The sequence below is a fragment of the Saccharothrix saharensis genome (genome assembly GCF_006716745.1).
Taxonomy (GTDB): domain Bacteria; phylum Actinomycetota; class Actinomycetes; order Mycobacteriales; family Pseudonocardiaceae; genus Actinosynnema; species Actinosynnema saharense.
In genome coordinates, this window is record NZ_VFPP01000001.1 from 8,463,687 (window position 1) to 8,477,913 (window position 14,227).

Annotated in this window: 10 protein-coding genes; 5 read left to right on the forward strand and 5 right to left on the reverse strand. The window is 69.6% G+C overall.

From position 1 onward, the window contains the following. Window positions 1-8: 8 nt before the first annotated feature. Window positions 9-1,250, reverse strand: a complete 1,242-nt coding sequence (locus FHX81_RS38375) for a PQQ-dependent sugar dehydrogenase (RefSeq protein ID WP_141983335.1) — start codon at window positions 1,248-1,250, stop codon at window positions 9-11. Window positions 1,251-2,474: 1,224 nt separating this feature from the next. Beyond that, window positions 2,475-4,739 (reverse strand): SNF2-related protein, encoded by a 2,265-nt coding sequence (locus FHX81_RS38380; RefSeq protein WP_141983336.1) that lies wholly within the window; start codon window positions 4,737-4,739, stop codon window positions 2,475-2,477. Window positions 4,740-5,137: 398 nt separating this feature from the next. Between FHX81_RS38380 and FHX81_RS38385 the strand changes: the two genes are divergently transcribed. The 4 genes from FHX81_RS38385 (at window position 5,138) to FHX81_RS41015 (ending at window position 9,621) form a co-directional block, all read left to right on the forward strand. Then, window positions 5,138-5,743 (forward strand): toll/interleukin-1 receptor domain-containing protein, encoded by a 606-nt coding sequence (locus tag FHX81_RS38385; RefSeq protein WP_141983337.1) that lies wholly within the window; start codon window positions 5,138-5,140, stop codon window positions 5,741-5,743. Continuing rightward, the gene (locus tag FHX81_RS38390; RefSeq protein ID WP_141983338.1) at window positions 5,740-7,854 is read left to right on the forward strand and encodes a hypothetical protein; all 2,115 of its coding nucleotides are present in this window, start codon (window positions 5,740-5,742) and stop codon (window positions 7,852-7,854) included. Before FHX81_RS38385 ends, FHX81_RS38390 begins: the two co-directional genes overlap by 4 nt. Then, window positions 7,851-8,747, forward strand: coding sequence for a hypothetical protein (locus FHX81_RS38395; protein ID WP_141983339.1), 897 nt, complete (start codon window positions 7,851-7,853; stop codon window positions 8,745-8,747). The genes FHX81_RS38390 and FHX81_RS38395 overlap by 4 nt, the downstream gene beginning before the upstream one ends. Window positions 8,748-9,147: 400 nt before the next feature. Further along, a complete protein-coding gene (locus FHX81_RS41015; RefSeq protein ID WP_170232324.1) occupies window positions 9,148-9,621 on the forward strand; it encodes a hypothetical protein in 474 nt (157 codons plus the stop codon). Here the strand turns inward: FHX81_RS41015 and FHX81_RS38400 are convergent. The 3 genes from FHX81_RS38400 to FHX81_RS38410 form a co-directional block, all read right to left on the reverse strand. Continuing rightward, the gene (locus tag FHX81_RS38400; RefSeq protein ID WP_141983340.1) at window positions 9,510-10,568 is read right to left on the reverse strand and encodes a hypothetical protein; all 1,059 of its coding nucleotides are present in this window, start codon (window positions 10,566-10,568) and stop codon (window positions 9,510-9,512) included. The genes FHX81_RS41015 and FHX81_RS38400 overlap by 112 nt on opposite strands. Window positions 10,569-11,180: 612 nt before the next feature. Further along, window positions 11,181-11,936: a class I SAM-dependent methyltransferase gene (locus FHX81_RS38405; RefSeq protein WP_141983341.1), complete on the reverse strand. Its 756-nt coding sequence runs from the start codon at window positions 11,934-11,936 to the stop codon at window positions 11,181-11,183. A 183-nt stretch (window positions 11,937-12,119) separates the two neighbouring features. After that, a complete protein-coding gene (locus tag FHX81_RS38410) occupies window positions 12,120-13,061 on the reverse strand; it encodes a GlxA family transcriptional regulator (protein ID WP_141983342.1) in 942 nt (313 codons plus the stop codon). A gap of 71 nt (window positions 13,062-13,132) precedes the next feature. Here FHX81_RS38410 and FHX81_RS38415 point away from each other — a divergent pair, with 71 nt between their 5' ends. Continuing rightward, complete coding sequence (locus tag FHX81_RS38415; RefSeq protein WP_141983343.1) at window positions 13,133-14,164, forward strand: saccharopine dehydrogenase NADP-binding domain-containing protein; 1,032 nt, start codon at window positions 13,133-13,135, stop codon at window positions 14,162-14,164. Window positions 14,165-14,227: the final 63 nt, after the last annotated feature.

The window sequence follows — 14,227 nt, forward strand, 5'->3', positions numbered from 1 at the left end:
CCCGGTGCTCAGCGGCTCGACGCGCGGCTGCCGGGGGCCGGCCGGACGTGCTCGAACCGGACCCGGTTCAGGTACCCGGGGAGGTCGCTGAGCACGTACAGCTCGCCGCGCACGTCGGTGCCGATCGCGGTCGGCTGGGTGGGGAAGTTGCCGATCACGGCGGACTCGTAACCGCCCTCGAACTTCGGGCGCACGGCGAACACGCGGGTCGAGCAGTAGTCGCTCGCGACGTACGTGCCCCACGCCTGCGGGGTGCGGGAGCCCCGGTACACCACGCCGCCGGTCACCGAGCAGTTGTCGTTGTAGTGGTCGTACTCGAAGACCGGGTCGGTGTACCGCCCGCCCGCCCGGCACTGCTGCGGGTCGAACACCGGGGTGCCCTCCCGGCAGGACCAGCCGAGGTTCGCCCCGCCCTGCCACGGGCGGATGTGGTTGATCTCCTCGACCAGGCCCTGGCCCACGTCGCCGATCCACAGCGAGCCGTCGACCGGGTCGACCGAGAACCGCCACGGGTTGCGCAACCCGTAGAGCCAGATCTCCGGACGCGCGCCCGGCACCCGGAGGAACGGGTTGCCGGAGGGCACGCAGTAGGGCTTGGTCCCGCAGGCGCGGGTGACGTCGATCCGCACGATCTTGCCGAGCAGGGTGCCGAGGTTCTGACCGGCCTTGAACGGGTCGTGCGTGTGGCCGCCGTCGCCGAGGGACCAGTAGAGGTACCCGTCGCGGCCGAACGCCACCTGCCCGCCGTTGTGGTTGCCGTACTCGGCGTGCTCCTGGGTGAGCAGCACCTGAACCCGCTCGGGAGCGCCGATCGGCACCCGCGCCAGCGTCAGCTCGCCGGCCGGCAGGCTCGTGTACGCCACGTAGAGGAGCCCGGTCCGCGTGAAGTCCGGCGCGGGCGTGATGCCGAGGAGACCGCGCTCGTTGTCCGACGAGTCGATCCGGGAGGTCAGGTCGAGCACCGGCTCGGCGGCCAGGCCCGTGTCGGGGTGGTAGGCGCGGACCGTGCCTTCCTTCTCCACGATCAGCATCCGACCGTCCGGCAGCCCGGTGATCGCGATCGGGCGCCGCAGGCCGAACGCCACCTGTTCGGACACCACGGTCAGCTCGGTGAGCGGCACCGCGCGGGTGCCGGGTGCGCCGGCCGCGGCGCTACCGCCCGCCGACACCGAGGGCAGCAGGAACGCGGACAGGGCCAGGATGAGCAGGCCGGCCGTCAGGGTGACCGGGCGACTACGCCGTCGCAGCATGGTTGGGCTCCTCGAGCAGGGTCGTAGACACGTTCTGGGAGCGCTCCCGAACGTACCGCGCCGTGTCAACCGCATCCAGCCACCGTCTCGGGGCTTTCGTCGTTTCGGGGTGGACCGCCCGGACGGCCGAGCGTGCGCGGAGTGGTGCAGCCCGACTGACCGCCGCGACCGCACTCGTGAAGACGTTGGACACACCCTCGACGGCCATCTTCCTGCCGCATGCCTTTCCAGCCGTGCAACTGCGACATACGGGTGTATCGCGCCGCCGGATGCAGTAAGGGTCGGTTTGTGTTGTCGATGCGACGGTCGATGCAGGGTGGTGACGACGGGTGCAGCGGTGTCGCCCTGCGGTTTCACCGGTGAGGCGGAGCAACGCCGAGCCCATCTGAAGGACTCGGTACTTTCGACGGCACTCGCCTCCACCATGAGGGCAACTGATCTACGCGTTCTAGTTCGTGGTGGTCTGCTGGCTGCGCGGCGTCGTCACCGTCCGACCCGCGCGGACCCACCCGCGAGACGAGCGACGCCGCAGAGCGGCCTTCTGGCGAGTCGCCCCGGGAGGAGCAGCGAGCAGCCGCCCGATGACCGAAGACCTCAGCGCGACGAAGACGCCTGACATCGTGACCAGGTGCACCGCCTGGTGCGTGCCGGCGGCGTTGAAGTGGTGCGGTCGGGGCAACATCCAGCTCGATCCCAGGAAATCATCCGTTGATCACTTGTCCTGCGTCGCGTCGCGAGGCTCCGAGCGCGCCAGGACCACCGCCGTTGCGCCGACCAGTCGGTCCGATCATCGGGGCGGCAGCACCACGTGCCCGTACACCAGCGCTCCGCAGCACAGTGGCAGGAGATTCGCGGCGCGGTAGTCACGCTCCGGTAGTTCCACAGGTCCGGCAGCCCGGTCCGGGAACCTGTCGACGCGAGCGCGAACAGCCCTCCGAACCTGCCCATGCCCACGGTGCCCGCGGCTATCGCGGGCCGGAGCACCGCCTTGCGCGCCCGGTGGCTCACTGGCGCAGCTTGGAGCGGCCACGGCCGTTCCACCGCAGGCGATCATGACAGTGGCCGGTCAGTGGTCCGGTGCACGGCGATCCGTCCAGTTCCTGCCCCGTTCCGAACCGACGGCGCGGTGGTCCGCGTGGCGAAGGCGTCGAACCTCGGCTGCCTGACCACCGGCCCGTCCCGGTCGAGCGCCGGCTCCCGCACGCAAGATCCGCTGTGGACCTGTCAGTAGGAACTCCGGCGTTCGTTTCCTCCCGTGTCACCGCCGGTTCCGTCGGTGTCGCGCAACTCCAGCCGGTAGCGCTCGGCCATGACCATCCGACGATCGAGGGGGATGGCCGCGTCGTCGAGCACCTCAGGCCGGTGGAATCCGCTGTCCACCGCTCGTACGTCGGAGGACTTCGCCTCGCTCTTGCGGGCGAACTCGTCGAACAGCAACTTCTTGTGCTCCACGACTTCGCGGATCCGTTCGTCGATGCTGTCCTTGGCCAGTAGGCGGTGCACCTGCACGGTGTGCACCTGTCCCATCCGATGCGCCCGGCCGATCGCCTGGTCCTCGCTGCCCGGAGTCCACTGGGGGTCGGCGATGACCACCACCGAGGCCGCTTGGATGTTCAGGCCGAGCCCGCCGGTCGAGATCTGGCTGAGCAGCACGGCTGGGCCGTCTCTTTCCGTGAGCTCGTCGACCATCGCCTGGCGTCCGACGGGCGTCACCTTGCCGACCAGGGGACCAATGGCGACGTCACCCAACCGCTTGTGCAGAATCGCCAGCGCCTCCAAGAAGAAGGAGAAGACAACCACCTTCCGGCCGTCCTCGACCGCTTCTTCGACGATGTCCACCAAGCGCCCCATCTTGGCGGAGTCCTCGGATGTCAGGAGCGCCCGCCTCATGTCCATCATGTGTCCGGAGTCGACCGCGTCGCGGTACACCTTCTCGTCGGTCGGTGTGAGGCGGACCCAGTCTTCCACCTCGATCCTCCCCTTGAGTTCCTTGAGCACGTCCTCCCGGTTACGCCTGAGGTAGATCGAAGCAACCGCGCGGCGGAACGCCTTGGCGCCGTGCAGCGCGTCGGCGGGGTCTATGGCCGCCGCCTGATCGGAGTCGAGGTGCTGCACGAGGTTGCGGAACTCCTCGACGCGGTTCTCCATCGGCGTCCCGGTGAGGAACAGCACGCGTTGGGCGCGGTCGATGACCTTGCTGACGTCCTGTGATCGCAGAGTGTGCGGGTTCTTCACTTGGTGCGCCTCATCGACGACGAGCGCGGACAGTTCCACCTGCTCTGCGGTCTTCAGCCGCCCGAGCGTGGTGAAAGTGGTGACCGCGATGCCCCCTTCGCGCAACCACTGCCGCGTGTTCTCCTCCTTGTCATTGCCGTACAGGCTGAACGCCTTCAGCAAGCTGTGCTTCTCGATCTCGTTCAGCCAGTTGACCTGGACGCTGGCCGGGCAGATCACCATGAACCGGTTGATCGCTCCGGTGGCTGCCAAGTGAGCGAACACGGCGAGCGCTTGCACGGTCTTGCCCAGACCCATCTCGTCGCCGAGGATGACCCGCTTCTGATGGATCGCGTACTGGGCCCCGAAGACCTGGTACCGGCGTAGCGCCAACGTCGGCTTCAGGAGGCTGACGTCGAGTGACACGCCGTCCACCTTCTGCCCCAGCTCCGAGTCGACCTGGCCTCGGGCGACGTCGTCGTGCCCTCCGTCGGTGACGAGCGTGGAGAGCAGCGCGTGGACGGCCGCCGCGTCGCTCAGGTAGAGCCTCCAGAGCCGGTCGGGATCGTTGACCCGCGGATCGGTCGCGCGCTCGGCCCGCTCGATCGCCGCGGCCAGCCGCAGGGTGTCCGGCTCCTCGGCCAACAACGCCAACTCGTCGAGCGCCTCTTTCGCGGCGTTGCGGCGCCCACGTCGGAAGAGCAGGCTCAGCTTGAACAAGATGGAGGCGTTCGACCCGGCCCGTTCCAGCAGGGGTTCCGAGCGCTCGCGGAACCGGGCCACCGACTCATCCAGATCGGACACCGCGACGTCGGCGCCGCGAATGGCGAACAGAAGTCCCAGCAGTCGGGTGTGGTGGGGTGTCCGGTGGTCCGGGTCGAACTCGACCTCGCTGTCGCGAGCGAGCCGTTCACGGTAGTCGCGCGCGGCGCGCAGCACGACGTCGGCCGTCTGCCCGCCGACGTTCGGGATGGCCATGAGCCGCTCGCGGGAAGCGGCCTCGATCCGGCCGATGGTGGAGAACCCGGCGTTGATCAAGGCGTTCAACCGGATCGACCGCCCGACGAACGGTTTCAACTCGTCTGCGGACAACTCCTGCACGCGGGCCGTTGCTTCTGCGTGCACTACGGCGGTGATCTGTTCGGCCGCCGCGCGGCGCAACGTCCTCGGTGCCCGCTGCAGTTCGGCCGCGCGCTGGATGAGCGAGTCCACAGCCCTGGTGGCGGCCTTGGACGGCCGGTGCGCCTGGTCGGCCGCTCGTCCCGGTGTGCTCATGTGCACTCCTGAGTCATTCGGTCACTGTCCTCGTGGGGAGGCAGCGCCCACGGTGTGGACGCGTGAATCGGTGCCGCCGACACTTCCACCTGCCGTGCGATCGAGTGCAGGGGTTTCCCGTTGCCTTCTTGTCTGGCACGGGTGGGGATATCGGCGACCGACACGTTAGCCGCTTCTCGGTGCGTCGACCAAATCTGTCACCTATTTGTCCACTGGACATGTAAAGGACAGCGTCAAGGACATTCGATAGGAAACGGGAAACCCTTCGCTACTCGCCGGTAGGGGCTGTCAGTGTGGCGATCCGGTGTGGCACTATCCGCACTGTGGTCAATTCGCTGACCCATCCGAGCCATCGGCTCCTCGTTCAGCGCAATCCCTAACCGTGAGGTGCACTCCAAGTGACGCAGGTTTTCCTCAACTACCGCGTGACCGACCAGCCGTTCGGCGCCGTGCTGCTCGATCGCGCCCTGTCCGAGCGCTTCGGCTCGGACACCGTGTTCCTGGCCTCGAAGTCCATTCCGTTGGGTGCGGACTGGGAGGCGCGGATGTTGGAAGCCGTCGCGCAGTCGGCCGCGCTCCTGGTGGTGATGGGCCCGAACTGGTTGGGCGAGAAGCGCCCGGACGGCAGTCGCCGATTGGACGACTCGGACGACTTCGTCCGGCGTGAACTGCTGGCGGCGGACGCGCTGGACAAGGTCGTCGTGCCGGTGCGGCTCGACTGCCCACGGGTGGCACCCGCCGATCTCCCGATCGGCTTGTCGTGGTTGGCCGATCGCCAGGACGTCGAAATCCGGTTCCGAACAGCGCAGGCGGACATCGACAACCTCGCCAATCGGTTGGCCGCGGAGGTGCCGGAACTGCCCAAGCCGCAGTCGCGTTCCACCGGTGGGAGCACCTTCACGGTCGCCGGTCCCGCGGAGAACGTGTGGCAGACCGAACGGATCGAGGTCGCCAGGGACTTCATCGCAGGTCCCAGCTACGGGCGTGGCCGGAGGAAGCTGTGATCGACGACGTCGAGACACCCGACCCCGCGTCGGAGCAGACCGGCGTCGAGGAATCGTATCCGCGCGCGGAACAACAGGACGTGCTGCCGACGTCCTGGGAAGAAGCCCTTGCGCAGTTGATGAGCGACGGGAACGAGTTCGACGTCCGGCGAGCGCTGGTGTCGAAGCTGGGCAGGGGCCGCGTCGACAACATCAACGAGTTCCATGCCGGTATCACGGTCCACGGCGACTTCTTGGTCGGCTCGGCCCGACGCACCTACTCGCGCCGAGCGACCGCCGGGCCGGTGAACGCGACGCTGCTGGCAGACCTCGTCAACTACGTGCGACCGGATGGGTTCGAGTCGGGGGTCGACCTCCTCGAGAACTCGCACCTGGTGATCCTCTCGGGACCAGCGCGGACCGGGAGGTCGTCACGGGCACTGGCGATGCTGGGACACGTCCTCGGCGGTGCCAGGTACCCCGAGATCGTGGACCTGCCGGTGAGCGTCCTGGGCAATTCCCGATGGGAGCCGCCTGCCCGCGGGCGCGGGTTCGTCGTGTTCGACCAGCCGACTCGGGGCGGGCATGCCGCCCATCGGCTCGACGACGGGTGGCTCACCCGCGTGTCCGGTCTTCTGCGCGACCAGAACAGGTTCCTGGTTGTCGTCACCGGACCGCCGGAAGGAATCCTCGCTTCCGCCGTCCACCGCTTCGAGTACGTGCTGGAAGACCTCGCCCTGCCTGATCCCGTGGAGATCGTGCGGAAGAGGGTGACGACCGCGCTGCCGAAGACGAACGGCTCGCTGTTCGACGAGCTGGTAGAGCGGACGCAGCTCGTCGACCTCCTGGCGGAGCGGGACGATCCGCACTTCGCCACCCGTGTGGCCCAGGCGGTCGTGGAGTCAGTGCGGACGGGGACGGACCCGCGGGCGGCCGTGGCGCAGTTGCGAAGCCCTCACGAGCAGGCGGCGGAGTGGCTGAGTGCCCCTCCACCACTGTCGGAGATCGCGCTCGTGGCGGCGACCGCAGTGCTCGAACAGCTCAGCTACCTGTGGGTGGTCGACGCGGCTGTGCAGTTGTCACGCGCGCTTGGCGGCGGTGCGGGTTCCACCCTCCGCTACTCGCGCAAGCTCGTCGCAGAACGGACGTGGATCAAGCGGGTCACGCATCCCGACGGACCTGACACGCTCCGGTTCCGCCACGACGACCTGCGCGAAGCGGTGCTCGCCGGGCTCTGGCTCCAGCTCGACGGTGCCCGCGGCAAGATCGCGGCGTGGTTGACCCGGCTCGCCGCCCACCCGAACGTGGAAATCCACGCCCGAGCGGCGAACGCGGCGGGAGTGCTCGCGGCTGTGGACTTCGACTACGGCGTCCACCAACTCCTGCTGCCCTGGGCGACGGACAAGTCCCCGGTGCTCCGGCAGGGCGCGGCGCTTGGCCTCGACGTCGCGGGCGCGATGAGCGGACAAGCGGACGTCTTCTGGGAGCAGGTGCAGCGGTGGGCCGACGACCTCGGGGCGACCGCCCGGTCCCGCCACCTGGCCGACACCGCCGCCTTGGCGGCGGCGGGGCGACTGGGCGCCGCCGATCCGGAACGCGCGTTGGATGTCCTGTGCAGCCTCGTGCACAACCGACAGTGGGCGCCGATGACCTCCGTCTCGATCAGTGCTCGCGCGCTGGTGGAATCGGGCGCGGTGACACCGTTGCTGGAGTCCTTGCTCGACTGGAGCGGTACACCGTCCGATGAGCAGGTCACGGCCAAGGCGTTGACCGTGTTCACCTACGCGGTACGCCACACCGGCGGTGCGAACGATGTGCTGCCGTCCCTCCTCGTTGGCCCGGAGCACCACTTGGACCTGCTGGCCGAACTCTGGGGCCGAGCCCTGGACTGCGGACCGGTGCGGGAGATCGCGGAGAACGCCCTGCACGGGTGGCTCGACGCGGCCGACAGCGCTCGTGTCCCACAAGGGTCGGTTCTCCGCGTCCTGGCGGGTATCGCCGATAGATCAGACGACGACGTCGCGAGGCTCGATGACCTGATCACGACGTGGGCCTTCGACACCTACCCGCCATCACCGACGGCGGCGCGATTCCACGACCACTTCCTCCGAGCAGAGGGGCAGAGCGCGTGATCCACGAGACCTACGATCCGATCGTCCAGCAGAGGAGCGGCCTCCCGCTGCTCCTCGTGCCCTTGCGCCCGCAGCGCGGCACCGCCCTGGTTCTGGAACGCCGGGACGGCCGGCTCGACGTCGTCGTGGCCGGGGTTCCGGTGCCCGGCCGGCGCAGTGGCGGCCACCGGGCGTCCTACCTGGTCGACACGAGTGTGCACGGGCTGACCTTCGCGGTGCCGGCGAGGAGTGCCGACCCGTGGTCGTTCTCGGTCACCTTCCGGCTGTCGTGTCGAGTCGTCGATCCCACGGTCGTCGTGCGGAGTAGCTGCCGCGACATGGCTGCGGCGGTGTACGAGTCGATGGCCGGCGTGGCTCGCAACATCACCCCGAAGTTCGGCGTCCTCGCAGCCGACCGGGCGACGATCGAGATCCAGGACGTGTTGCGCGACGCCCGCTCCCCTGATGGGCTCGACCTCTCGGTCGTCAGCGTCGACGTCGAGGCCGCGGACGCGCAGGACCTCATGACGACGAGGCGCAACCTGCTGTTGGAGCAGATCAACCGCGAGGCGCGGCGGGACGTGGCGAAGGGCTCCCGCGACGAGATGCTGGCTCACTTCATGGCCATCAACGGTGGCGATCCGTCGGCCTACCTGCGGCTGGAGCGCGAAGCGCAGGAGAGGGACGACAAGAACCACCTTGACCTGGTCAAGGTGCTGCTCGAGTCCGGGGGATTGCCCGCGGGCGAGAGTTCCCGCATCAGCAAGCGGATGCTGGAGCACATGTTGCCGTCGTCGCAGCACCTCCGCAGCGGCCAGTACCGGGGCCGGCTCCCCAAGGCGCCGCCAGGCGTACCCGGCGGGGCGAGGCCCGTCATCGACGCGACCGGTCAGGCCGAGGCGGAGGGCGACTGATGTCGTCCATCGTGCTCGTGTGCCTCACCTTTCCGCTGCAACCCGGGAGGAACCGACGTCGAGTACCGGCGGGACATCGGGCCGCGACGCTGGGCCCGGACCGCGGGCGCGGTGAGTGGCCGCTGCTGCGACCACGTGGCGGTGCCTCGTGACCGGTGCGGTGCCAAGGTGTGATTCCTGCGGCACGACCGCCTTGGCGTCGAGCGGCAGGTGCGTGTTGTGCGGCTACGACAATGGATCCTCGCCCGGCGAACCGCTTGTTCCGCAACCGGTCCAGATCACTCTCGGACCTCCGCCGGTGTCCCCTCCGCCACTCGCGCCGCCGCCTTCGGCATCGGCTGGTGGCACCGGTCAGGCGTCCGCGCCGCAGAGCACGAGTCGACCATCACGGGCTCGTCCGATGGCCCACGTCGTGCGGAGGACGTGGGGGTGGTGGCGCACCCTGATCCGCAAGCGGAAGGTCCCGAAGTGGGCGAAGAGTGCCATCGGCGTCGCCGTCGTGCTGGTCGTCAGCACGCAGCTGGACGTCGGGAAGCTCCCGATGCCCTCGGCCAAGCAGCGCGTCGACTGCCCCGGCGAGGTCCGCGGGTACCTGGCGGCAGGATCGGACGCGGAGCTCGTCGCGGCTTACCGGACCGCATCGTTCGACGTGGTGATCTGTCGGGACGGCAGCGGAACACTGCGCTACGACGGGCGCAAGAGGAACCGCCCCGTCACGCCGGACACCCACATCGTGCTGCCCGCAGAGGAGAGCATTTCCGGTTACGTCGCGCGCAATGGGTCGACTGTGTATCGCGTGACCGCGTCCCGGTTGACCGTGACGAGGCCGGGTGAGGTGCTCGTGGACGAGAGCGCGACGCCGTACTCACCGTGAACGGGCACCTGCCAGCGAATACCGGAGGCCAGCCCTGGCGTAGGATGAGCGAACTCGACGTGCACCTCGGAAGCGTCGTTCATGTCGACGGCAACACCTCCCGCAGCCGGGTCGTCGACGTCCTGGTGGTGCACGTCGATGATGCTGGTCAGACCGCGGGGTACGGCGTCGTGCGGGAACCGCACCCGGATTTCGACCCTGGTGCACGTGTGCGGGGGGACGTACACGAAGTGCGCTGCCGGCGCATACCGCGCGGGCAGTCGAACCAGCATCGCATACTCGTGCGCCTCGCCCGCGTGCAGGATCCGCGGCAGCTTCAGCGCCAGTCCCAGCCGCGAAGAGGATTCGGGCCCGACGATGCGCAGTGATCCGCCGTGGAAGACCTCGAAGGAGGCGTGCCTTGCCAAATCGCCCGACGACAGGCCCGCGACGTGGAGGGAAAGGGGAATTTCGGAGACGTCTTCGGCCGTGACGATCCGCCGCACCTCCAGCAGTTCGGCACGCGATCGGTCCAGGGCCAGTGTCATGGCCAGGTGGTCGGTCCACAAGGTGCTGCGCACACCAGGTACCCCGGTGTCGAGCAGCACTTGGGCGAGGATCTCCGTGCTGCGGTCGGCCCACCGCCGGGCAGTCCTCTCACCGACACCGCTTTCCTTGCCGTACTGCTCCACGCGGTGACGGTATAGGACGTTCTCCGCGGAGAGGTTGAACGCCGCGGTGAGAATGCCTCGTTCGTGCGTGAGGAGGCGGACCAGAGCCTTTTCCAAGGCTCCCGTGACCTTCCACCGCACTGTTGTGGTGCTGTCCGCGTCCGTGACCGCGAACACCCGCTTCGCCGTACTGCCCATTCGTGCCGGCAACCGCGCGTCATGGATACCGAGCCCTCTTCGCATGGCGCGTAATTCTATGGCCAACATCCGGGTGATGAGGACCGAGTGGTCGATCACCGCCGGCCTCTGGTCGAGGATGACATGGCTCGAGTGTTGTAGCCGGGTCGACGCGATGTCCAGCGGCCGATCGGGTGCTCGATGCGGTCCGAAGTGTCAATACTACGGGCTCGGGTGTACGGATGGGAAGGGTTGCGCCGATCGTGACCTGGAATACCGCGTCGGCCTCAACAGGAGTGCGACGATCAGTTTGAACGGAATAAGGTGGTCAGTCGGTAGTCACTCAGGTGAGTGGTGTCTACGCAGCGGCGAGTGTGCATGACGAAATGTTTTGCTCATAGACGTTCCCGCGCCGTCAGAGGGACTCCGAAGCACCTTGGCGGCGCCGCCGGTGCCTGCGGGGCAAGGTCGACCCGCTCGGCGTGCTGCCTCGGCCACCTGGACGTATTCGTTCGGCGTGCAGCACGAGAGGCGCCGGTGCCGGCGACCGCGCGGTCCAGTCGTCGTCCAGCCGCCGTCCAGTCGCGGTCGGGAGGGTGGAGAGGTCGGCGGCCGGTGGCGGCCGTTGACCAACCGGACGGGCGAAACGCGCGCGCCCGCGGCTCGTCGCGGTCGGCCCGGAGCACCGCCCGAACCGACCGCGACGGGATCCGCTTGCGTCGGACCGTCTACTCAGGACGTTCGACGTGCGACCAGGAGGAGTCGCCCACCCCCGACCGCGAAGGGTTCGCCGTCCGTCCCGCCGAACAGGCCGACGTCGGCGAAACCGTGGTCGGACAGCAGTTCCACGATCTGCGCCACCGTGTACACGTGGTGGATCGCGGTCACGTCGAGCTCCTCGTCACCCCGGGTGAACCGGTACCGGCTGAACATCCGGCTCCCGGCGACGTCGTACTCGCCGGTCGCGTGCACGGTGATGTCGCCGGTCCGCATCGTGCGCGGTTCGGCCCGGTAGCCGGGCAGGATCGACTCGGCGGCCGAGGCGAAGTCGACGACCAGACCGCCGCCGGGCCGCACGGCGGCACCCAGCGCGGCGGCGAACTCCCGCAGGCCGTCGAGCTCCAGGTAGCCGAAGCTGTTGCCGAGGCACACCGCGGCGTCGAACCCGCCCTCGCGCGGGATCGCCCGCATGTCGGCGCGGACGAAGTCGACGTCGAGGCCGGCGGCCGCGCGTCGGGCGTGCCCGATCGCCTCGGCGGACAGGTCCACGCCGGTCACGCGGTGCCCGCGCCGGGCCAGTTCCAGGCTGTGCCGCCCGCTGCCGCACGGCACGTCCAGGACCAGGGAGCGCGGCGCGAGACCGAGGTGTCGCTCGACGAAGTCGATCTCGTCGACGGTGACCTCCGGCGGCACGGCGCGCCGCCAGAACTCGTTGGGCAGTTCGGTGAAGAAGTCCTCGTACCAGGTGGAGGAAGGAATTCCGGACATGGGAAAGCTCCTTGCGGTGCATCGGCTCGTCAGGGCGATGTCACCGGGCGGCACCGGTCCGTCACACGGCCTCGGTGCGGTGGCCCGGTGTGAGGTCCCGGGCAACCATGGCTTCCTCCACAGTCGGCGTTCGCCGCCGACGCTAGCAGTGCGAGGCCCGATCGCGGAACGGATTTCGCGGTGTCACAGGCGGAACGTCGCCCGGTACGCCGTGGGGGTGACGCCGAGGGCGCGGTGGAAGTGGCGGCGCAGCGTGGCGGCGGTGCCCATGCCGGAGCTGACGGCGACCCGGTCGATCGGGGCGTCCGTGCGCTCGAGGAGCTCCCGGGCCCGGGCGATGCGCTGGTGGTGCAGCCAGTCCAGCGGCCCGAGCTGGAGTTCCGCCCGCATCCGGCGGGCGAGTTGGCGGGTGCTGAGGTTGGCCCGGCCGGCGAGGTCGCGCACGGTCAGGGGCTGGTCGAGGCGGGCGCGGGCCCACTCCAGGGCGGGCGCGAGCCCGTCCGGGTTCCGCGGGGTCGCGGGTGGGGTGATGAACTGCGCCTGACCGCCGCTGCGGTGGGCGGGCACGACGAGCCGTCGCGCGATCCCGTTGGCGGCGGCGGCGCCGAGGTCGCGGCGCACCAGGTGCAGGCACAGGTCGAGCGCGGCGGTCTTGCCGGCCGAGGTGAGCACGTCGCCCTCGTCGACGTAGAGCACGTCGGGCCGGACGTCGACCTGCGGGTAGCGGCGGGCGAGGTCGTCGGCGTGCATCCAGTGCGTCGTGGCGACCCGGCCGTCGAGCACCCCGGCCGCCGCCAGGACGAACGCGCCGGTGCACAGGGAGGCGATGCGCGCGCCGCGGTCGTGGGCCGCGCGCAGCGCGTCGAGCAGCGTCGGATCGGGGTTGTCGGCCAGGTCGTCGCACGAGGGCACGAGGACGGTGTCGGCCCGGGCGATCCCGTCGTACGACGTGGTGGTCAGGTGCGGCAGCCAGGGGTGCGCGGCACCGTCGGCGGTGCAGACCACGAGGTCGTACCAGGTGGCGGTGGGCGACAGCTCGGAGCGGTCGACGCCGAAGACCTCGGCGGCGATGGCGATCTCGTAGAGCATCGCGGAGCCATGCAGGACGAGCGCGGTCCTGAGCATGTCTCATATCGTACGGCCGGCGTCGTTTCGGACACTCGTCGCGGACCGGCGTCGCGCACGACGATGATCACGTGAACGCGAACAACCGAGTCCTGGTCTACGGCGCCACGGGTCACACGGGGCGCTTCGTCGTCGATGAACTGCTGCGGCGCGGGCTGACCCCCGTGGTGGCGGGCCGCAGCGCCGAACGCCTGGCCGCCGTCCCCTCCCGGCACGCGGCCCTGGAACGCCGGGTCGTGGGCGTCGACGACGCGGACCTGCTCCGTCGGGCGGTGGTCGGTGTCGGCGCGGTCGTCAACTGCGCCGGGCCGTTCCTCGACACCGCGCTTCCCCTCGCCCGCGCCGCCGTCGAGGTCGGCGCCCACTACCTCGACGTCACCGCCGAGCAGCCCGTCGTGCGGGCGCTGTACCGCGACCTCGACGGACCCGCTCGCGCCGCGGGCGTCGCCGTCGTCCCGGCCATGGCCTTCTACGGTGGTCTCGCCGACCTGCTGGTCACCGCCGCGCTCGACGGCGGGTCGGGGGCCGACGAGGTCGAGGTCGCGATCGGCCTGGACCGCTGGTGGCCGACCGCCGGCACCAGGACCACCGGCGAGCGCAACACCGCGGCCCGCCTGGTGATCCGCGGTGGCGGGCTGACCGCGCTGGAGAGCCCCGCGCCGACGCGCACCTGGTCCTACCCGGCGCCCCTGGGCGACCGGTCGGTCGTGGAGCTGCCGTTCTCCGAGGTGATCACGATCGCCCGCCACCTGGACGTGGGCGAACTCCGGTCCTACCTCGACACCGCCTCGCTCGACGACCTCCGCGACGCCGACACCCCGGCGCCGACCCCGACCGACGAGCGCGGGCGATCGGCGCAGCGGTTCGTCGTGGACGTCGTCGTGCGCCGGGGCACCACCACCCTCCGGACCACGGCGACCGGCCGTGACATCTACGCCGTCAGCGCCCCGATCGTGGTCGAAGGCGCCGTCCGCCTCCTCGACGGTCGGCACCGGGGTCCCGGTGCCGTGGCGCCCGGCGAAGCGTTCGACGCCACCGACATCCTGTCCACCCTGGGCGCGGACGCCGACGTCATCACCGTCTCGCGCGAGTCTTCTCGATAAGAGACCCCTTCTGTGAATCGAGCACTACTCAAACAGCGGGCGTTGTCCCAACAATTCACCTTG

Bases quoted from the DNA above. Each gene is read 5' to 3' on its own strand.
- FHX81_RS38375 (WP_141983335.1), bottom strand. From the start codon at position 1,250: ATGCTGCGACGGCGTAGTCGCCCGGTCACCCTGACGGCCGGCCTGCTC.
- FHX81_RS38380 (WP_141983336.1), bottom strand. From the start codon at position 4,739: ATGAGCACACCGGGACGAGCGGCCGACCAGGCGCACCGGCCGTCCAAG.
- FHX81_RS41015 (WP_170232324.1), top strand. From the start codon at position 9,148: ATGGCCCACGTCGTGCGGAGGACGTGGGGGTGGTGGCGCACCCTGATC.
- FHX81_RS38405 (WP_141983341.1), bottom strand. From the start codon at position 11,936: ATGTCCGGAATTCCTTCCTCCACCTGGTACGAGGACTTCTTCACCGAA.
- FHX81_RS38410 (WP_141983342.1), bottom strand. From the start codon at position 13,061: ATGCTCAGGACCGCGCTCGTCCTGCATGGCTCCGCGATGCTCTACGAG.